The sequence below is a fragment of the Prosthecobacter sp. genome, assembly GCF_044227185.1.
GTDB lineage: Bacteria > Verrucomicrobiota > Verrucomicrobiia > Verrucomicrobiales > Verrucomicrobiaceae > Prosthecobacter.
This window is the reverse complement of record NZ_JBGAFO010000012.1, coordinates 218,702-238,710: the sequence shown is the minus strand read 5'-3', so window position 1 is coordinate 238,710 and position 20,009 is coordinate 218,702. Positions and strand designations below refer to the sequence as shown.

The window sequence follows — 20,009 nt, the reverse complement described above, 5'->3', positions numbered from 1 at the left end:
TGCGGCGTCTTACAAGAGGTGGTCCAGCCGGACCTGCTCGCCAAACTTTTGCCCTTCTTCGGTCAGGAAGCGGATCATGCGCAAGTTGTCCAGACTGAAGCCGCCGCCGTGGGCCTTCTCGGCGGCGAGCACTTCCGCGACGCTGAATTCGCGGTTGTAGCGCACGTAGGTGAACCGGTCCAGGCCATGAATCTCCGTGACCTCCGTGTCGATGGGTTCGCCATGCAGGGTGCGGCCGAGCGTGCGGCAGAGCATGTCCTGCTCCTTTGAAATGGAGTCCATCAGACCCGAGGGCACGGTGGCGGCAAAACTCAGATTTCCCAGGATGCGGCGCAGAAACGCGTTCAGCCGCGGACGAATCTGCCCCGTGCCGATGGAGACGAGGTGCAGGCGATCAATTCCGGTGGGCCAGCCCACGCGATAGCAGGGCTGCGTGGCCGTGAGGTAGGCGATCAGCGCGGGGTTGTTGTAGGCAGTGATGCCGCCGTCCAGAAACTCGAAATGGTGGCTGCCGAGCTTGATCTTCTCCGGCGGGAAGTACACGGGCGCGGCCGTGCTGGCGCGCACGAGCTGCCAGAGCGGCAGGTTGAGATTGCACTCCTCGCTGGGGCTGCCGTCCGCATGGGTGCGCTGGTTGTAGAGGGCGTTGGGATTGTTTGAAAGCGGCCAGGCGGAGCTGGTGGTGGCGTTTCGCATCACGATCAGCAGCAGCGTCTTCAGCCGCGAAGTGCCGAGCAGCGCGGGCGTGCCGTCCTCTTCCACGAAGATGCTGCGCAGCATGTCCGCGATGTTGCTGTCGCTGAATTTGCCCCGATGAAACTGCCACCACGGCGCGCGCGTGAACATGCGCTGCGCCTGCTCCGAGTAGAGCTGCCGGATCGCCTGCACCGACATGCCCCAGGAAAGGAAAGTGGCGATGATGGCCCCCGTGCTGGTCCCGGCGATGAGGTCGAAATGATCCGCCAGCACCAGGTCTTTTTTGCCGGTGTGCTCCCTCAGCATCCCCTCCATGCGCCCCAGAACTTCGATGGTGAAAACGCCACGGATGCCGCCACCATCGAGAGCGAGAATGCGACGACGTGGTTTGTCCTGGGTGAGGTGTTCGGGAGTCACGCGCGGACCTTTAGGGCAAAGTGTGCACAAAGACAAATGTCCATGTACTCGACCAAGTCCTTCATGCCGTGCGGAATTTCATGAACCAGCTTTGCTGCTCGATCAGGCCAGACGTCGGTTTTGGCGGAAAATTCTGCACAGCATCCCGGAACAATGCCGTCGTGCACTCGATCATGCTGGCGGTGTCTGCCGCCCGGATGTCTGCATCACGCACGCGCTGCAACTCAGGGCCAGCCTCGACCCAGGTTTGCACCCAGCGTTTTGTCAGTGCGCACTCAGCATCAGTCATGCTTTGAGTGTAGGCGGCGACGGTGAATGTGCATTTGAATTCGCCAGCCAAAAAAAACAAAACGCGCCCGGCCTTTCGACCGAACGCGCTTTGGGGTTTTGGGGTGGGGTAATGGGTCGTGCGCCAGTTGCGGCGCAACTGGGCTACCTTAGTAGCGGTAGTGGTCGGTCTTGTAGGGGCCTTCGACGGGGACGCCGATGTAGTCGGCCTGCTCTTTGGAGAGGACGGTGAGTTTCACGCCGATCTTCTTGAGGTGGAGGCGGGCGACTTCTTCGTCCAGCTTCTTGGGAAGGACGGTGACGCCGACGGGGCGGGTGTCCTTGGTTTCCCAGAGCTCGATCTGCGCCAGGGTCTGGTTGGTGAAGCTGTTGCTCATCACGAAGCTCGGGTGGCCGGTGGCGCAGCCGAGGTTCACGAGGCGGCCTTCTGCCAGCATGAAGATGCTGTTGCCAGCCGGGAAGGTGTACTTGTCCACCTGGGGCTTGATGTTGAGGCGCTTGACGTCCTTGCGGGCGTTGAGCCTGTCCACCTGGATCTCGTTGTCGAAGTGGCCGATGTTGCAGACGATGGCCTGGTCCTTCATCTTCTCCATGTGCTCAAGGGTGATGATGTCCTTGTTGCCGGTGGTGGTGACGTAGATGTCTCCGGTGCCGAGGGTGTCTTCGATCGGCATGACGCGGTAGCCTTCCATGGCGGCCTGCAGAGCGCAGACGGGGTCGATTTCGGTCACGATGACCTGGGCGCCCATGCCGCGAAGAGCGGCGGCGCAGCCTTTGCCCACATCGCCATAACCGCAGACGACGCCGACCTTGCCGGCGATCATGACGTCCGTGGCGCGCTTGATGCCGTCGAGGAGGGATTCGCGGCAGCCGTAGAGGTTGTCGAACTTGGACTTGGTGACGCTGTCGTTCACGTTGATGGCAGGGAAGAGCAGCTTGCCAGCCTTGGCCATTTCATAGAGGCGATGCACGCCGGTGGTGGTCTCTTCGGAGACACCCTTGAGGTCCTTGACGATCTTGTGGAAGATGCCGGGCTGGTTCTTGGCGATGTCCTTGAGCAGGTCCTTGATGACCTTCACTTCGTGGTTGTCGGAGGGGGTCTCGACCCACTTGTCGCCGTTTTCCATTTCATAACCCTTGTGGATGAGGAGGGTGACGTCGCCACCGTCGTCAACGATGAGCTGCGGGCCGTTGTCGCCGGGGAAGATGATGGCCTTCCAGGTGCACCACCAGTATTCTTCGAGGGTCTCGCCCTTCCAGGCGAAGACGGGGGTGCCGGAAGCGGCGATGGCAGCAGCGGCGTGGTCCTGGGTGGAGAAGATGTTGCAGGAAGCCCAGCGGACGTCAGCGCCCAGTTCCTTCAGCGTCTCGATGAGCACGCCAGTCTGGATGGTCATGTGCAGGGAGCCAGTGATGCGGACGCCGGCGAGGGGCTTCTTGGGGCCGTACTTCTCGCGGGTGGCCATGAGGCCGGGCATTTCGCTCTCGGCGATGTCGAGTTCTTTGCGGCCGAAGTCGGCGAGGGCGATGTCTTTTACTTTGTAGTCGGACATGAGGTGTGTCGTGGGTTCAGGTTTGGGGTGAAAAGGAACAAATCAACGCATCAAGATGTGATGATATGTTCCAAATAAAGACCTGGATGTCAAACGGGGATTTACCGGCCGTTTGATGCTGACCCACCATGAAATTCGCCTCCCTCCTCCTCTGCCTTGGCCTCGTCGCTTCCCTGCAAGCCGAAGATCTCCACCCCGCTGCGGACGCGGCTGGCTTCGTCCCGCTCTTCAACGGCAAGGACCTGACGGGGTGGAAAACCACGGGAAACTGGGTGGTGGAGGCCGATGGCAGTGTCTCCCTGCACCCGCGCGAGGGCGAGAAGGGCTGGCAGCGCTACGACGCCTACATCGCCACCGAAAAGCAGTACGGGGACTTCGTGCTGGACCTGGAATTCAAGATCAACCCCAAGGGCAACAGCGGCGTCTTCATGCGCGTGGCGGACATGAAGGAGCCGGTGAAGACCGGATTTGAAGTGCAGATTCTCGACACCTACGGCCTGGAAAAACCCGGCCACCATGACTGCGGCGGCATCGTGCATGGCATCGGACCCTCCAAGAACATGGTCAAACCCGCAGGCGAGTGGAACCGCTACACGATCACGGTCAAGGGCCGCAGCGTGAAGGTCGTCTTCAATGGCGAGGAAGTGATCAACACCACCCTCAAAGACATGAAAATGGCGGACCGGCCCAACGCGGGGCAGATCGCCTTTCAAGACGAGGCGCTGCCGGTGTGGTACCGGAATGTGCGGATCAAGGAGCTGAAGTAGCCCGTGACTGCCCCCACTCTCCAGGACATTCTAGAGGCGGCTCTGCGCATCGCGCCGCTGGCGCATCGGACGCCCGTACTGACGAGCCGCGGGCTGGATGAACTCTGCAGCGCTCAGGTTTTCTTCAAATGCGAAAACTTCCAGCGCACCGGCTCCTTCAAAATCCGCGGCGCAAGCAATGCCATCCTGGCGCTTTCGGATGAAGAAGCGAGGCGCGGGGTGGTGACGCACTCCTCGGGCAATCACGCCTCCGCCGTGGCCTGCGCGGCGCGGCATCGCGGCATTCACGCCACGATTGTGGTGCCGAACAACACGCCAAAGGCCAAGCAGGAAACCGCCGCGGGATTTGGCGGAGAAATCCACCTGTGCGAGCCGACACTCGCGGCTCGCTCTGCCGCCGTGGAGGTGATCCGGCAGCGCACCGGCGCAACGATGGTGCATCCCTATGACAATGAGTTTGTCATCGCGGGACAGGGCACGGCCGCCCTGGAGCTGATGGAGGATTTTCCCGACCTGGATGCCATCGCCGCGCCGATCAGCGGCGGCGGACTTCTCTCCGGCACGTCTATCGTCGCCAAAGCGCTCAAGCCAGGCCTCGAGGTCTTCGGTGCCGAGCCGGAGCGTGTGGACGATGCCTGCCGCTCCTTTCGCTCGGGCAAGCTTGAACCGCTGCTGAGCACGGACACCATCGCCGATGGTCTGCGCGGCGCCCTTTGCGAGCGCACGCTGGGGATCTTCCAGGCGAATGTGACGGACGTCCTCACCGTGAGCGAGGCGCAGATCATCGAGGCAATGAAGCTGATCTGGCGCTATGCGAAGATCGTCGTCGAGCCTTCGGGGGCCGTCCCCTTTGCCATGCTCATGGCGCACCGCGGGCGTTTCGCCGGACGCCGTGTCGGACTCATTCTCACCGGCGGAAACCTCGACCTGGACAAACTCCCATGGCAGACCTGACCATTGACGGCGTCACCTTTGAAACCGTGCATGTGCCCACGGAAAAAACCAACATCCTGCTGGTGAAGGCGGCGGGTGGATTCGTCGGCTGCGGCTATTTTGATGTGAATGTGGCGAACCGTGTGGGCGATGCGGTCGCCATCGTCACGGGCGTGAAGACGATTGAGGAAGTGCTGGCCGCGCCCGTGGTGCGGCTCAGTGACAAAGCACGGGAGGCGGGTGTGACGGAAGGCATGAGCGGGCGAGAAGCGGCACTGCTGCTGCAGCGTGAAACTTGCGGGGCACAGCTTCGTTAATGGACGCACCATGCGTCTCTTCCCAGCTCTTCTGCTTTCGTCATTCTGTCTTTGGGTTTCACCCTTGCAGGCGCAGCCGACGAACGTGCTCTTCATCGCCAGCGATGACATGCGTCCGCAGCTCGGCTGCTACGGCGATCCCACGGTGAAGTCGCCCAACATCGATGCGCTGGCGAAGCGCGGCATGGTGTTTCAGCGCAGCTACGTGCAGCAGGCGCTGTGCTCCCCTTCCCGCATCTCCATGCTCAGCGGGCGCTACCCCGCCACAACAGGGATCTTTGAGATCGGCCGCACTCTTCGCACCACCATGCCGGACATCACCACGCTGCCGCAGCATTTTAAAAACAACGGCTACCACACCCGCAGCCTGGGCAAGATCTACCACGAGGGCATTGATGACGAAGCCTCCTGGACCGTGCCGCCCTGGCGCAGCAAGAAGCCGCGCACCAGCGCCGCCACGCAGGAGGCGGTGAAGAAATACATTCAGGATGCGAAGGCCAAAGGCATCGCGATTCCTGACAAAGGCAAAGGTTCCCGGATGTCGGCGGTGCCCGCCTTTGAAGCGGTCGAGTGCGGTGACGACGACCTCCTGGACGGTGACTGTGCTTCCAACGCCATCGCGCAACTGCGCGAGCATGCGAAGAATCCCGCGCAGCCGTTCTTCCTCGCCGTCGGTTTCTCCAATCCTCACGTGCCTTGGATCAGCCCGAAAAAGTACTGGGACCTCTATGACCGCTCCCAGCTGCCGCTGGCCACCAACACCTTTCTGCCCAAAGGCGCGCCCGAATTTGCCGCCACCTCCGGCAATGACTTCCGCTGGTATGCCGGTGTGCCCGAGGGCGAGCTGCCGGAGCCCTATGCGCGCGAATGCCTGCACGGCTACTGCGCCGCCATCAGCTACGTCGATGCGCAGGTGGGGCGGCTGCTGGCCGCGCTGGATGAGACCGGTCTGGCCAAGAACACCATCGTCGTTTTCTGGAGCGACCACGGCTATTACATGGGAGAGCACACCTGGTGGGGGGCCAAGCACAACAACTACGAAGGCGCCACGCGCAACTGCCTCGTCATCGCCACGCCTGGCATGAAACATGCCGGGGAGAAAACCGACGCACTGGCTCAGTCGGTGGACCTGGCACCCACGCTCACCGAGCTTTGCGGCCTGCCTGCGAACACCGGATTCCAGGGCCGCAGCCTAAAGCCCGTGCTGGACGATCCGGCCGCCACGGTGAATGACGCGGCGTATAGCTGGTATCCGAAGGCAGGCTACCTCGGCCTGACCATGCGCACGGATAAGTGGCGCTTCGTTGAATGGACCAAGCCCGGCGCAGCCACCGAGTACGAACTTTATAACATGATGCACGACCCGCAGAACAACCTCAACGTTGCCGCGAAGCCGGAGCATGTGAAGATTATTGAAGCTTTGAGCAAGCGGCTGCGCGAGAAGTTTCCAGTGCAGGAGTTCAAAGCTCCTGGAGCCGTCAAGAAAGGTAAAAACCAATAGCCTCCCGCCATGCGCCTTCTCCCTGCCCTCCTCGTTTCGTCAGTCCTGATGCTGGCTTCGGCACATGCCGCGGATCAGCGCCCCAACGTTCTGCTGATGATGGCGGACGATCTGGCCGCCACGCTGCAGTGCTTTGATTATTCGCAGGCGAAGACACCGAATCTGGATGCGCTGGCGAAACGCAGCGTGCTTTTCACACGCGCGTACTGCCAGTTCCCGCACTGCAATCCCTCGCGCTCCTCCATGATGAGCGGCCTGCGGCCGAACACGACACGGGTCACCAACAACGAAGACAACCTGTACAAAAACATTCCGGAGGTGCTGACGCTGCCGCACCACTTCCGCAACAACGGTTATGCCACGGCGCGCTGCGGGAAGATTTTCCATCTTGGCGTGCCGAGCGGACTGGAAAGCATGGATGATCCACAGGCCTGGGATTTTGGCACACCCTTCAAAAGCGAGCTCCCCTACCCGCCCAAGCGCGAGAGCAGCGTGAAGGTGAAGACAGGCAAGAAGCAGGGGCTCGGCTGGCAGGAAATTCCAGGTGACGATGACCAGCTCGTGGACGGCAACTTTGCGAAGACTGCCATCGAATGGCTGGGCAAACGGGACAAGAGCAAGCCGTTCTTCCTCGCGGTGGGCTTTCATCGCCCGCACATGCCGCTCGTCGCGCCGGCGAAGTACTTTGATCTGTATCCCCTGGAAAACATCACGCTGCCCGAGGCGCCTGCGGATGATGAGGCGGACATTCCTGCGCCTGCGCGCAACGGGGCCGTTCCCGGCTACGCGGTCAGCGCCACGCCGGAGCAGAGACGTGCCGCCATTCGCGCCTACCTGGCCTGCGTGAGCTACGTGGATGCGCAGGCCGGACGTCTGCTGGAGGCGATCAAGCAGATGGGACTGGATGACAACACCATCATCATCTTCACCAGCGATCATGGCTGGCACCTGGGCGAGCACGGCCTGTGGCACAAGCGCAGCCTGTTTGAAGAGTGCGCCCGCGTGCCCTTCATCATGCACACGCCCGACATGAAAGACGGCGGCCAGCGCAGCAGCGGCCTCATCGAGCTGCTGGATGTTTATCCCACGCTTTGCGATCTCTGCGGTGTTCCTGCCCCGAAGCACCTGCAGGGACTGAGCCTGCGCCCGCAGCTCAAGGACCCGTCTTCTTCCATCCATGATGCAGCCTTCACCCAGGCCCGTCGCGGAGCGGATGCGGAATTCTGGGGCCGCACCATTCGCACTGCACGCTGGCGCTGCACGGAATGGGACGAGGGCAAAAACGGCATCGAGTTGTATGATCACGACAGCGATCCACATGAGTACACGAATCTTGCCAATGATCCCAAACACGCGGAGGCGCTGAAAGGTCTGCGCGCCCGGCTGGCGGAGAAGCTGCCGCCGTTTGCGCGGTGATCAATGCTGGCGCAGGCGCAGCACCGCCTCGCGGGCGCGAGTGAGAAAATCTGGTTTGGATTCGCCTTCTTCCAAGCGGATAGGCTCGCCAAAGGTGACGCTGCCCAGCACGGGGACCGGCAGGACTTCGCCCTTCGGCAGGATGCGGTTGAGGTTTTCCATCCAGACCGGGACGAGCTGTACATCCGGCCGCTTTTTGGCCAGATGATAGAGCCCCGCCTTGAAGGGCTGCGGCTCCGGGCTGGTCTGGCGGCCGCCTTCGGGGAAGAGAATCAGGGAATGGCGGTCGCCCATCGCATCGATCATTTCGGTGAGAGGATTGGCCTCCGGCGTGGGCTTCTTGCGCTCGATGAGCACCGCATTGAAAACGTGGCAGGCCAGAAAGGGGCGCACGCGACCCACGGACCAGTAGTCCCTGGCTCCCACCATGCGGGTAAGAGACCGCACCGGCGGCGGCAGGGAGGCCCAGAGCACAGGGCCGTCGAGATTGCTGGTGTGATTGGCAAAATACACGCGCTGCACCAGCTCCGGCCCGCAGCCCTGCCAGCGGGCCACGGAACCCGAGAACACACGCAGCGAGCCGGCGATGAGACTGCGAATCATGTGCAAATCATGAACGAAGAAGAACAGGTTGTCACGCGGCTTGCTCGTCCGTAATGCTTCCTGCTCAGACGCATGCCGAACTCCCCACCAGCACCTCCTGATTCGTCCTCCTGGATGACTGCGCTGGCGGACTTTCTGCTGGACGAGCCGGCGGTGGAATCCATCCGCCTGAACCCGGATTCCAAGCGCGTCGAAATGGCCACGCTGGGGCAGGTGGATGGCGAACTGCTGCAGGCGAAGCTCTCCGAGGTGCTGCGGGCGGTGGATGCGCGATGGCTGAAGCAGGACATGCAGGTGCCGCCGAGCAGCGGCATGCTGGACGTGCAGCAGAAAGGCGGGGCCTTCATTCTCGAGAAACCCTCCTGCCCGACTGCACCGAAGTTCTGGAAGTGGCGCGACTTTGCCTGGCCGGAACCGGACGAGATGGAGCAGGAGAGCGACAACGAATGGCGCATGCTGGCCCTGCAGGCGGGCATCTGCGCTGTAGCGCTGGTGGCGGGCTATGTGCTGGAGCGGTTTTTCTCCGCGCCGGCATGGCTGCCGAAGAGCCTGTTTGCCCTTTCGCTGATCTCCGGCGGCTGGGACGCTGCGAAGGACACCTGGGAAAACCTGCGCGAGGGGCGGCTGGACGTGCACTTCCTCATGCTGGCCGTGGCCTGCGGTGCGGTCTCCATCGGTGCGTGGGAGGAAGGCGCGCTGCTGCTGTTCCTGTTTTCCACCTCGGGCGCGCTGGAGCATTTCGTCATGTTCCGCACGCACCGGGAGATCAATGCGCTGACCAAGGCGGCGCCGAAACATGCGCATGTGCTGCTGCCGGATGGAACGACCACCGACCGCGGCGTACAGACGCTGCAGGTAGGCGAGGTCATCGTGGTGAAGCCGGATGAACTCTTCCCCGTGGATGGCACGGTCACTTCAGGCTCCACTGCGGCGGACGAGTCCACGCTCACAGGGGAGGCGGTGCCCATTGCCAAAGAGACGGGCTCACCCATCTACGGCGGCACTTTGAACCAATGGGGGCTGGTGCAGGTGCGGGTGGACCGCCCGGCCACGCAAAGCGCGCTGGCCAAGATCATCACGCTGATCCAGACGGCGCAGCACCTGCGCGCGCCGAGCCAGCGGTTTACGGACCGCTTTGGCACCCGCTACACGCTGCTCACGCTCAGCACCGTGGCGCTGATGTTTTTCGTCTGGTGGCTGGGCTTTGGCATTCCGCCGCTGGAAAACACCGCGGCCTCGAAGTCTTCCTTCTACCGCGCCATGACGCTGCTGGTGGTCATGAGCCCCTGCGCGCTGGTGCTCTCCATCCCCTCCGCCATCCTGGCCGCCATCGCCTGGGGCGCGCGGCGCGGGGTGCTCTTCCGCGGCGGCGCGGCCATCGAAAAGCTGGCGGAGGTGGACGTCATCGCCATGGACAAGACGGGGACGCTCACGGAGGGCGAGCTGAAGGTGTCGAAGATCGAAAGCTTCCCCGCCGGGCGGGAGGCGGATGTGCTGCGCATCGCCGCGAGCCTGGAGGCGAATTCGAATCATCCCATCGCCCGGGCGATCACCCAGCATGCGCAGGCGCAGGGCGTGGTGGTGGAAAAGCTGGCCGAATTTCAGTCCATCACCGGCCAGGGCCTGCGCGGGCGCACGGCCGCCGGGCTGAGCTACGTGGGCAGGCGGGAACTGGTCAAAGACAGCACCCTGGGCGCGGTGCTGGCCGGGGTGCCGGACGCACCGCTGGGCTTCAGCGAGGTGTGGGTGCTGCACGAGCAGATCGTTGGCCGGGTGCTGCTCAAGGATGAGATCCGGGCGGGGAGCCGGGCGGTGCTGGAAAAGCTGGCCGCCGAGGGCGTGCGCACCATCATGCTGACGGGTGACCGCCGGGCGGCGGCCACGGAGGTGGGGGAGAAGCTGGGCATCGCCGAAGTGCGCGCCGGGCTGCACCCGGAGGACAAGGTGGCCGCCATCCGGGAACTGACCCAGGCCGGGCACAAGGTGGCGATGATCGGCGACGGCGTGAACGACGCGCCGAGCCTGGCCGCCGCCTACGTCTCCGTGGCCATGGGCGCGCGCGGCAGCGACGCCGCCCTGGAGCAGAGCGACGTGGTGCTGATGCAGGACAAGATCGAAAAACTGCTCTCCGCGCGCCAGATCAGCCGGCGTGCCCGGCGCATCATTCAGCAGAACCTGATCATCTCCCTGGGCAGCGTGGTGGTGATGGCGGTGGCGTCACTTTTTGGCATCGTGCCGCTGACCCTGGGCGTACTGACGCATGAGGGAAGCACGGTGGTGGTGTGCCTGAACAGCCTGCGGCTGCTGTTTGAAAAAGAGTGAGTGCCGCCGCCATTTTTCGCCGCCGCAACTCCGTGCTGGACGACCCCCCCCTTTTCCTCATAAAGTAGGTGAAAATCCGGCATGCGCATTCTCTCCAAAGTCCTCTGGACCCTCGCCTTCCTCGTCGCCACCTTCGTCTGGATGGTGCTCTTTGAGCACGGATTCAGCATGAAAGGTCTGACCGAGGGTACAGGCACTGAGCTGCGTGGCATCGCCGCATGGTTTGGTGGCGGGAAAAAGTAGCCCGCGCCGCACTCTTCATTCAACCCCGTCAAGCCCCCCCCCAAGATTATGATCGTTCAGGAAGCCGACCTCGACCCCAAGTACCAAAACCTTTGGAAAAAAGCACTCATTTCCGCCGAGCGGAAAAACTGGGAGTATGTCATCGACCAGGTGCTGCCCATTGTGACAGCCAACGTTGGATTTTTGGACGGCCGCAAGCTGCTGCGCAGCGCTGAAGGCGAAGTGGCCGGCGGCGGCAAGAAGTTCAGCTTTGGCCTGGGCAGCTTCAAGCCCAGCTCCAAAAAAGACCCCGCGGAGACCATCGCGGACATGGAGGAAAACGTGTTTCGCAAGGACCCCTTCAACATCGGGGCCAACGAGCAGCTCTATGACATCGCCATGAAGATGCAGTTCCCGGATCTGGCGTCCTTTGCCCTGGAGACCATCAAGGGCGGACATCCGGAGAACACAAAAAACATGCACAAGCTGGCGCAGCACTACATGGCCATCCAGCAGCCGGAAAAAGCCGCCGCCACCTACCTCGGCATCCTGAAGGTGAACCCGCGGGACATGGAGGCCATGAAGGGCGAAAAAGACGCCGCCGCGCAGAGCTCCATCAAGAACCAGGGCTGGGGCTCCGCGAACTTCAAGGATGCCATGAAGGACTCCGGCGAGGCCGCGAAGCTGGAAATGCTCAGCCGCCAGGGGATGACGAAGGAGCAGATGGAGCAGTTCCTGGCGGAAACGATCGAGCAGTACAACGCCGACCAGGGGAACATCGTCATCGTCAAGCGCATGTCCGACCTCTATGAGCGCCTGGGCCAGATGGAAACGGCGCTCATGTTCTATGACTACGCGCTGACGCTGAACGCCGGCGACATCGCGCTGCAGCGCAAGGTGGAAATCCTCCGCGACAAGGTGCAGGACCAGAAGATCGAGGAGTACGAGCGCGAGATCGAAACCAACCCCGAGGCGCCCGACATCGATGACAAACGCGCGCAGCTCGCCGAGATCCGCCGCCAGCGCGCCGCCGTGGTCATCTCCGACGCCAAGACCCGCGTGGACCGCAACCCGACTGACAAAGCGCTGCGCTATGAGCTGGGCCAGGCCTACTTCAACGCCGGCATGTACGGAGAGGCGCTGCCCGAGCTGCAGCAGGCGAAATCGAACCCGAACCTGCGCATCAAGGCCATCCTCATGCTGGGCCGCTGCTTTGAGCGCAAGAACATGAACGACCTGGCCAAGACCTCCCTCATGGAGGCCTCCAAGGAGCTGCTGGTCATGGACGCCACCAAGAAGGAGGTGCTCTACGAGCTGGCCAACGTGCTGGAAAAGATGGGAGACAAGACGGCGAGCCTGGACGCCCTCAAGGAGATCTACAACGCCGACTATGGCTACAAGGACGTGGCCAGACGCGTGGAGTCCTCCTACACGTAGCCAATCTTAGGACAGTTCCCCCCTGTGGCACCCCGTTTCGCATTCCGAAAACGGGGTGTTTTTCTTTCACCTGAATTGGTACTGGAAAGCCCTCGGCCCGTCCGCCATCTTGCGGGCTGATGATACACGAATTTCTCGCCGCCGCTGACATCTGGGCCACCGTCAAAGAGGGCATCCCCGTGGTGCTGGCCCTCATTGTGATCGAAGGCCTGCTGTCGGTGGACAATGCGCTGGCCATCGCCGCGATGGCCTCCCATCTGGATGAAAAGCAGCGCAAGACGGCGATGAACATCGGCTACGCCGGGGCCTATGGCTTCCGCATCGTGGCGCTGCTCACCGCCAGCATCATCATGGGCAACCACTGGCTGATGCTGCTGGGCTCCCTCTACCTGGTGTGGCTGATGTGCTCCCATTTTGCGGAGCAGGAAGACGAGGAGGAGGATGGCAAGGGCGCGGCCAAGAAAGTACCGCAAAGCTTTGCCAGCACGATTGCGATGATCGCCTTCCTGGACTTGAGCCTGAGCTTTGACAACGTGGTCGCCGCGGTGGCCTTCGCGCGTGACAGCAAGGTGCTGGTCTATATCGGCGTGACGCTGGGCATCATCACGCTGCGGCTGGTGGCGGGCTACTGCATCAAGCTGCTGGAGCGCCAGCCCTGGCTGGAGCACACGGCGTTTCTGCTCGTGGGCTTCGTGGGCCTGCTTCTGGGCCTGGAGCTCTACTGGGATCAAAGCATCAAGCGCGTGCTGGATGTCGGCGGGTTCAGTCTCATCAGCGAGGCGGGCGGGCACTACCACATCGCCAAGGCGGTCAAATTTGCCGGCATCCTTGGCATCATCCTGCTGCATCTGGCCTACGAGAAAAATGCCGCGGTCAAACGCGTGCTGCGCCCGGTGATGCATCTGCTGCTGCTGCCCGCGCGGCTGGTGGCCGCGGTGACTGGCGCGATCTTTGGCGCCATCGCCTGGCCGTTTCGCGCCGCCTGGTCGGCCGTGACCCGGAAGCAAAAATCCCCCGGCAGCTAAGCCGGGGGATTCCTGAATTCACGCTGCTGCCGGATGCGCGTTACTGCTTCGGCTTGGTGATCATGTCGAAGCTGTCGCTGCGGAAGGGGGTGACGGGCAGACCGTCGGTGCTGTAGAGATTGCACACCGGATTGTCGGCCCAGGCATACCGGACGGCGATGGGTTTCGTGACGCCCTTGGCGCTGACTTCGAGCTTGTCCTTGCCGATGATTTTCGCGTCGGCCCAGGCCCACTTTTGGTCCTCGCCGCAGACCACAAAGCCCTTCACCTCGCTGATATCGACGGTGCGCAGCGCGCTGCCGAAGGTGTCGAGCGTGACGATGGCCTTCTCCCCGCTGAACTCGGCGGATTTGAACTCGGGGCTGCGATAGGGGAGCTTCAGGCCGTAGTCCTTTACCAGCGCCCAGCGGGCCAGGCGCTCGGCCACGTCGCGCTTGTTTTTGGGGTGGATGTCATTCGCATCTCCAAGATCGATGATGACGGCCTGGCCGCCGTTTTTGATGGCGGTCTCGGTCTTGGTCTGGCTTTCGCGCAGCTCAGCCCAGGCGCTGGCCACGGACTGCCCGGCATCGGCTTTTTCGGGCATGAAGTCGGCGAGCTGCACCCAGTAGAAGGGGAAGTCTCCCTGCTTCCATTCATTGCGCCAGTTCTGGATCATGAATGGGAAGAGGCTGGCGTACTCGTAGGCGCGGCCGGCATTCGTTTCGCCTTGGTACCAGATGGCTCCTTTGATGCCATAGCCGATGGTGGGCAGCAGCGCGCCGTTGTAGATGTTGGCGGGGCGCGCATTGCCGGTGAGCCAGGCGGTGGGTGGTGCAGGCGCGCGGACGGTGAAGGGCTTGCCCGCCTTTTTGGCCTCTTCGGCCTGCTTGGTCCAGGCGGCGAGGTCGGCGTCATACCTGGCCTTGGCTTCAGGGGAGGAAAGGAGCGCCTCTCTCTGCCTGGCGCTTTCCATCAGCGGCTTGAAGCGCGGGTCCTTCTCCAGCTCGGCGCGGTTCACCCAGGCCTCGCAGGCGCTGCCGCCCCAGGCGTTGTTGATCAGGCCCACGGGCACATCCAGCATCTTGTGCAGGACGCGGCCGTAGAAATAACCGACGGCGGTGAAGCCGCCCACTGTGGCCGGGGAACACTCCTTCCACTCGCCCTTGAAGTCCTTCTGCGGCTCCTGCGTGCCCACATTCGGCACGGTGATCAGGCGGATGTTCGGATACTTCGCGGTGGCGATCTCCAAATCCGCGTCCCAGCTTGATCCGACATTCCACTGCATGTTCGACTGGCCGGAGCAGATCCACACCTCGCCGACGAGCACGTTTTTCAGCTCTTTGGAGGTGGTGCCCTTGATGGAGATCGTCGCAGGCTTCGCGCTGGCAGGCACGGGATCGAGCTTCACCGTCCATTTGCCGTCGGCGCCGGCCTTGGCGGTCTTGGTCTGGTCGCCGAATTTCACGGTCACTTCGGTGCCGGGAGCGTCCCAGCCCCAGAGCGGATTGGTCTGCTTCTGCTGCAGTACCATGTTGTCGCCAATGATGGCGGGAAGCTTCAATTCAGCGCGGGCGGAAAGCGCCAGCGCGGCGAGGAGGGTGGTGAGAGAGAGGAGTCTCATGGATGGATGAAAAATCAGGACGGAAGAAACGCCGCCAGCGGCTGGGTTTTCAAAATCTTTTAATTCCTACTTGATTAGTGTATATTAATGCGCATAGCTTTCCCCATGAAGCTCACCAAACGCGGCGAATACGCCCTCCGCACCCTCATCCGCCTCGGCATCGCCGACCGGCAGGGGGAGGGCGTCATCTCCGTGTCCGTGCTGGCGGATCAGGAACGCCTGCCTTTCAAGTTTCTTGAGGCCATCCTCTTCGAGCTACGCCAGGCCGGCTATGTGGAAAGCCTGCGCGGCAAGCACGGCGGCGCACGCCTCGCCAGACCCGCAAAATCTATCAAGATGGGCGATGTCGTCCGCCTCATCGACGGCAAGCTCGCCCCCATCGGCTGCGCCAGCGAGACAGAGTACGAAAAGTGCTCCTGTCCCGATGAAGAACACTGCGGCCTGCGCATGCTCATGATCGACGTGCGCAACGCCATCGCCAACATCCTCGACCGCTACACCCTGGAGCACGTCGTTGAGGTCACCCTCCGCAAACAGGAGCAGCAGGCCGCCATCGCCAGAAAAACTGCCAGAAAGAAGGTCGTCAAGTCCCGCCACGCGGACCCGGCGGACGGCTTTCTGGCGGCGCTCCTCGAACCCGTCACCTGAAATCCCCCCATGAGCCAGAACATTGCCGAATCCGACACAGAGTCGTGGGTCGAAATCGTGCGCCAGAAAGTCGGGGCCATGCGCTTCGGCTCGGTGCAGATCATCGTCCACGAAGGCCGCGTCACCCAGGTGGAAAGCACTGAAAAAACACGTCTGCCAGACGCGGTCGTCTCCGTACCCGCTCCGCGGAAAAAGTAGCGCCCACCCTCCATAGCGCGGTCTCGGAACCACGCGCCCACATTTGTCGAGAGGCTGACTGGAACACCAGAGGTCATCACAGCACGCGGAACCCACCGCCACCTGATGAAACCACCGTTCCGGCCAGCCTCTCGGCATTTATTTCCACGCAGCCGACCGTCATCCCCCCCCATGATGGAGGCCTGATCTCAAAAGCACCTGCGAACGCCGACCGGACCTCCGGACGCCGACGCTCAGCAGTTGCCGTCCATGTCCGCCAAAACATCCGCCCAACATTCCGCCACTTCCTCTTTCCCTCTTCAGTTTCAAACCCATCGCAGCCTCAGTCTGCGGCGAAAGCTCAAGGTGTTCCTCAGCCTTGCCATTCTCTCTCATTCCGTCCACGCTGCCACGCTGACGTGGTCGGGTGATTTGGACAACACCTGGCTCAGCGGCACAAGCGGCGCAGACACCAACTGGGTTGGCAACACAGTGCCGTCCAATGGTGACAGCCTCGTTTTTGATCTGACCAGCACCAGCAACTTCACACTGGCAAACAACTTCACCGCCCTCAAGCTTGGCGGCACAAATGCGATCGCCTTCACGAACGACACACTGACCGGCACCGGCTTCACACTGACGGGAAATGCCGTCATTCTTGGCGGCAACATCATTTCCAGCGGCGTCACAGGCACACACACGCACACCTTGAGCCTGAATCTGATTCTCAATGGCTCACGAACCATTAATGCGGTGACCGGAACCACCATCGTGATCGATGGCAGCATCAGCGAAACCGGTGGCACTTATGGTTTCATCAAATCGGGCGCAGGCGCGACAATGCTGACCGGTATCAACACTTTCACCGGAGCGGTCTCAGTAAATCAAGGGTCTCTCACAATCAACAGCATGGCGGACAGTGCTTCAGCAAGCTCGCTGGGGTCGGGAACCACGGTCAATTTGGGCAGCGCTGCCCAGGCCGGCACACTGATTTACACAGGCGCGGCAAGCTCCACCAACCGCGCAGTGGTGCTTGCTTCCTCCGGCACGGGAGGCGGCACGATAACAAACAATGGGAGCGGTGCTCTCGTTTTTGCCGGCGCCTTTTCCAACTCAGGATCTGCGGCCAAGACATTCACGCTGGGCGGCAGCAACACAGACATCAATGACTTCCAGTGCCCGCTCGTGGACAGCAGCGGCGGCGCCCTCTCGTTCGTAAAAACCGGAACCGGCGCGTGGACGTTGTCAGGCGCCAGCAGCTTTACGGGTGCATTGTCAGTAAACCAGGGCACGCTGACGCTGGCCTCCATCGCCGACAGCGGAATCAACAGTGCAGGCGGGGCAGGCGGCATCATCAATATTGGCAGCGGCACCACCGCGGCCGGCACATTGATTTAAGCGGGGTCAGGTGCTTCCACCAACCGCACGGTCAACCTCGCCGCCACGTCCACCGGCGGCGCCGTGATCAGGAGCAGCGGAGGCGGCGCCCTGATCTTCACCGGCGTGTTTTTCAATGCCGGCACAGGCACAAAAACACTCACGCTCGGGGGCACGAACACCGGCGGCAACGAGATCCAGAGCGTGCTCTCTGATGGCAACGGCACGCTCGCACTTGCCAAGGTGGATGCGGGCGCCTGGATTCTCTCCGGAGAAAACACTTTTTCGGGCACGGTGACATTAAGCGCAGGCACGCTCGTGCTCAATTCGGCAGCCGCACTTGGCACCGGCACGCTCACCATCACCGGGGGAACGCTCGACAATACCAGCGGCTTCGCCATCATGCTCAGCACGAATAATGCCGTCGCCCTCAATGGCAGCCTGGTCTTTGGCGGCACGAACAGCCTCGGCCTTGGATCTGGCGTCGTCACCATTGGAAACGCAAACCGTGACATCACGCTCAATGGCAGCAGCACGCTCACTCTGGGGGAGGTGCAGTGGAACTCCATCGGAGCCGTCCGCGTGCTCACAGTCAATCAGGGCGCTGAAGAAGGTGCCAGGCTCGTGCTTGGCGGTTTTCAGCTCAACACCAGCACGGACACCGCCGCGCGAAACCGCACCATCACCGGCACGGCCGATGTCGAGATCAGCGGTGCCGTAGTGAATGGCAACGCATTTAACAACGGGCTCATCTATGCAGGCAGCGGCACACTCACCCTGTCCGGCGTGAATGGCTACACGGGCGTCACAACAGTGAATGGCGGCACCTTGAAACTGAGCGGCGACGGCAGCATCGCCACATCATCCGGCCTCACGATCAGCTCTGGCACATTCGACATCGGTGGCACTGCCGCCACTGTCAGCGGAACGATCACACTGGGCACTGCGGTGACCACCGTCGCCGGACAAAGCGCGACGATCATCAGCAGCGTGGCGGGTGGCAGCCTCGCTCTGGGAGGCAATGTAACCTACAATGCGGGCAGCGCCGGTTTTGAAAACAGCCAGGCGACCATCGCTGCAGCCTTGGTTCTCAATGCCGATCGTACTTTCACGGTGAACGACAGCCCTGCCGCAGTGGTGGATGTTCTGATCTCGGGTGGCATCAGCGGCGGCTTTGGAATCATCAAAGCAGGTGCGGGCACCATGCAGCTGGCGGGCACGAGCACCTTCACCGGTCAAACTCAGATCAACAATGGCGTTGTTGAAGTGTTTGCACTCGGAAACATCGGCATCGCAGGCTCATTGGGCACGGCTGACAAGGACACCAGTTCAGGCGTCATCCGTTTGGGCAACGCCGCCACCACCGGCACGTTGAATTATCTCGGCACGGGAAGCCAGACGAACCGTCGCATACAAGTCGGCAGCAGCAACGGAGCGACGGCTTCCGGTGGCGCGACGATTCTGAACAATGGGAGCGGCGCGCTCGTCTTCACTGCCGCCACGATCAACAGCGCGGCCAATGTCAGCGCCACCGGACCGGCAACGGCGCGTGTGCTTGCCCTGGGCGGCTCAAACATGGACGGAAACTCCCTGCTCGGCGCCATCGTGAACAACACAGGTGCTGGCACCAGCGGAACAAACGCCGTTGCACTGGTAAAACAGGACTCCGGCCTCTGGATTCTTGCCGGCAGCAGCACTTACAGCGGCGGAACCACAGTCAATGGAGGAACCCTGGTCGTGAACAACCGCAGCGGCTCGGCCACGGGCAGCGGCTCGGTCATCATCGGTGCCACGGCACGCTTGGGAGGCAGCGGCACCGCAGGAGCGCTCGGTTCCTCCACATCCATCACGCTGGAGAGCGGAGGCGTGATCTTTGCCGGCCAGTCCGGCGTTTTCGACGCGCAAATCCTCACTCTTCAGGCAGGTGCCGGCTTCTCTCTCAGTGGCAGCATCGAGCTCGACATCCTGGGCGGCGCAGCCAGCGGCCTGCTAAACTCGCAGGCCGGCAACAACGACCTCGTGGTCTTCAGCGGCGGCGCGGTGATTCTGACCGGGGCCACGCTCAGCCTGCACACCAGTCTGGCTCCTGCTGGCGGCATCTGGACGGCAGGCTCTTCTTGGAGGCTGATCGACTGGTCCGGTCTCACCGGCAGTTTCACCAATCTTCCGGATTCCGGCCTGCAGGTGGGCAACCCGGACGAACTGCCCGATCTCAGCCTTCTCGGCCTGGGCTGGGACTGGAGCCAGCTCTACACAAATGGTACCCTGTCCCTGGCAGCCCTCGTGCCCGAACCTTCGAGAACCTTGTCTGCAATGCTGGGAATGATGCTCGTCCTGAGGAGCCGCCGGAGAATTGTTTGATTTAAACCTCAACCACACACCTGCCATGAACACACGGCATCCCGATTCACGCCGCGGCGCGCCTGCGCTCGCCCATCTTTCCGAGGAGCAGCGCGTGCTGGTGGAGCAAGTCAGCCAGAGCCCTTGCGCCATGACGAGCATCCGACGGCGTGCCAGCGCCCTGCTGCTGCTCGATGACAGCACCCCTGTCGCAGATGTCTCAAAACACGTCTCCATGGATCACCGAACGGTGGTCTCCATTCTGCTTCGGTATCGTCGTGGCGGCATTTATGCGGCGTTGCTGGGCATCAAGCCCTCTGCCCAAAAACGCTGCTGGCTCGCCCTCAGTCCCATCCATGTGGCCTGA

General features: G+C 62.3%; 19 protein-coding genes. 14 read left to right on the top strand and 5 right to left on the bottom strand.

Going from position 1 to position 20,009, the window contains the following annotated elements; translation table 11 throughout:
- Positions 1-9: 9 nt before the first annotated feature.
- From ACILSQ_RS25415 to ahcY, 3 genes are all read right to left on the bottom strand, one after another.
- Positions 10-1,113, bottom strand: coding sequence for a patatin-like phospholipase family protein (locus ACILSQ_RS25415; RefSeq protein WP_395746491.1), 1,104 nt, complete (start codon positions 1,111-1,113; stop codon positions 10-12).
- A 61-nt stretch (positions 1,114-1,174) separates the two neighbouring features.
- Entirely contained in the window at positions 1,175-1,540 is a 366-nt protein-coding gene (locus ACILSQ_RS25410; protein ID WP_395746490.1) for a hypothetical protein, read from the bottom strand.
- 10 nt (positions 1,541-1,550) lie between these two features.
- On the bottom strand, positions 1,551-2,954 hold the full coding sequence (gene ahcY, locus ACILSQ_RS25405) for an adenosylhomocysteinase (protein ID WP_395746489.1): 1,404 nt from the start codon (positions 2,952-2,954) through the stop codon (positions 1,551-1,553).
- 128 nt (positions 2,955-3,082) lie between these two features.
- Here ahcY and ACILSQ_RS25400 point away from each other — a divergent pair, with 128 nt between their 5' ends.
- From ACILSQ_RS25400 to ACILSQ_RS25380, 5 genes are read left to right on the top strand one after another with little or no spacing between them, the layout of a single operon-like run.
- Positions 3,083-3,721 (top strand): DUF1080 domain-containing protein, encoded by a 639-nt coding sequence (locus ACILSQ_RS25400; RefSeq protein ID WP_395746488.1) that lies wholly within the window; start codon positions 3,083-3,085, stop codon positions 3,719-3,721.
- Positions 3,722-3,724: 3 nt separating this feature from the next.
- Positions 3,725-4,675, top strand: coding sequence for a threonine/serine dehydratase (locus ACILSQ_RS25395; protein WP_395746487.1), 951 nt, complete (start codon positions 3,725-3,727; stop codon positions 4,673-4,675).
- Complete coding sequence (locus tag ACILSQ_RS25390; protein WP_395746486.1) at positions 4,663-4,971, top strand: YunC family protein; 309 nt, start codon at positions 4,663-4,665, stop codon at positions 4,969-4,971. Before ACILSQ_RS25395 ends, ACILSQ_RS25390 begins: the two co-directional genes overlap by 13 nt.
- A 10-nt stretch (positions 4,972-4,981) precedes the next feature.
- On the top strand, positions 4,982-6,472 hold the full coding sequence (locus ACILSQ_RS25385; RefSeq protein WP_395746485.1) for a sulfatase: 1,491 nt from the start codon (positions 4,982-4,984) through the stop codon (positions 6,470-6,472).
- 9 nt (positions 6,473-6,481) lie between these two features.
- Complete coding sequence (locus tag ACILSQ_RS25380) at positions 6,482-7,888, top strand: sulfatase (protein WP_395746484.1); 1,407 nt, start codon at positions 6,482-6,484, stop codon at positions 7,886-7,888.
- On the opposite strand, the gene ACILSQ_RS25375 is transcribed toward ACILSQ_RS25380, so the two are convergent.
- Positions 7,889-8,491 (bottom strand): lysophospholipid acyltransferase family protein, encoded by a 603-nt coding sequence (locus tag ACILSQ_RS25375; RefSeq protein WP_395746483.1) that lies wholly within the window; start codon positions 8,489-8,491, stop codon positions 7,889-7,891. It lies immediately after the preceding gene.
- 72 nt (positions 8,492-8,563) lie between these two features.
- Here ACILSQ_RS25375 and ACILSQ_RS25370 point away from each other — a divergent pair, with 72 nt between their 5' ends.
- From ACILSQ_RS25370 to ACILSQ_RS25355, 4 genes are all read left to right on the top strand, one after another.
- A complete protein-coding gene (locus ACILSQ_RS25370) occupies positions 8,564-10,813 on the top strand; it encodes a heavy metal translocating P-type ATPase (protein WP_395746482.1) in 2,250 nt (749 codons plus the stop codon).
- Between the two features lie 81 nt (positions 10,814-10,894).
- A complete protein-coding gene (locus tag ACILSQ_RS25365) occupies positions 10,895-11,056 on the top strand; it encodes a hypothetical protein (protein WP_395746481.1) in 162 nt (53 codons plus the stop codon).
- A 48-nt stretch (positions 11,057-11,104) separates the two neighbouring features.
- Positions 11,105-12,472, top strand: coding sequence for a tetratricopeptide repeat protein (locus ACILSQ_RS25360; RefSeq protein WP_395746480.1), 1,368 nt, complete (start codon positions 11,105-11,107; stop codon positions 12,470-12,472).
- A gap of 119 nt (positions 12,473-12,591) precedes the next feature.
- Positions 12,592-13,497 carry a DUF475 domain-containing protein gene (locus ACILSQ_RS25355; protein WP_395746479.1) on the top strand — a complete coding sequence of 302 codons (906 nt, stop codon included), beginning with the start codon at positions 12,592-12,594 and terminating at the stop codon, positions 13,495-13,497.
- Positions 13,498-13,537: 40 nt separating this feature from the next.
- Here the strand turns inward: ACILSQ_RS25355 and ACILSQ_RS25350 are convergent, their stop codons facing one another.
- Positions 13,538-15,100: a sialate O-acetylesterase gene (locus ACILSQ_RS25350; protein WP_395746478.1), complete on the bottom strand. Its 1,563-nt coding sequence runs from the start codon at positions 15,098-15,100 to the stop codon at positions 13,538-13,540.
- A 105-nt stretch (positions 15,101-15,205) separates the two neighbouring features.
- On the opposite strand from ACILSQ_RS25350, the gene ACILSQ_RS25345 reads away from it, so the two are divergent.
- From ACILSQ_RS25345 to ACILSQ_RS25325, 5 genes are all read left to right on the top strand, one after another.
- Positions 15,206-15,748 carry an RrF2 family transcriptional regulator gene (locus ACILSQ_RS25345; protein WP_395746477.1) on the top strand — a complete coding sequence of 181 codons (543 nt, stop codon included), beginning with the start codon at positions 15,206-15,208 and terminating at the stop codon, positions 15,746-15,748.
- A 9-nt stretch (positions 15,749-15,757) separates the two neighbouring features.
- On the top strand, positions 15,758-15,946 hold the full coding sequence (locus tag ACILSQ_RS25340; RefSeq protein WP_395746476.1) for a YezD family protein: 189 nt from the start codon (positions 15,758-15,760) through the stop codon (positions 15,944-15,946).
- 249 nt (positions 15,947-16,195) lie between these two features.
- Complete coding sequence (locus tag ACILSQ_RS25335) at positions 16,196-17,323, top strand: autotransporter-associated beta strand repeat-containing protein (protein ID WP_395746475.1); 1,128 nt, start codon at positions 16,196-16,198, stop codon at positions 17,321-17,323.
- A gap of 63 nt (positions 17,324-17,386) precedes the next feature.
- Positions 17,387-19,663: a beta strand repeat-containing protein gene (locus ACILSQ_RS25330; RefSeq protein ID WP_395746474.1), complete on the top strand. Its 2,277-nt coding sequence runs from the start codon at positions 17,387-17,389 to the stop codon at positions 19,661-19,663.
- Between the two features lie 25 nt (positions 19,664-19,688).
- Complete coding sequence (locus ACILSQ_RS25325; protein WP_395746473.1) at positions 19,689-20,009, top strand: helix-turn-helix domain-containing protein; 321 nt, start codon at positions 19,689-19,691, stop codon at positions 20,007-20,009.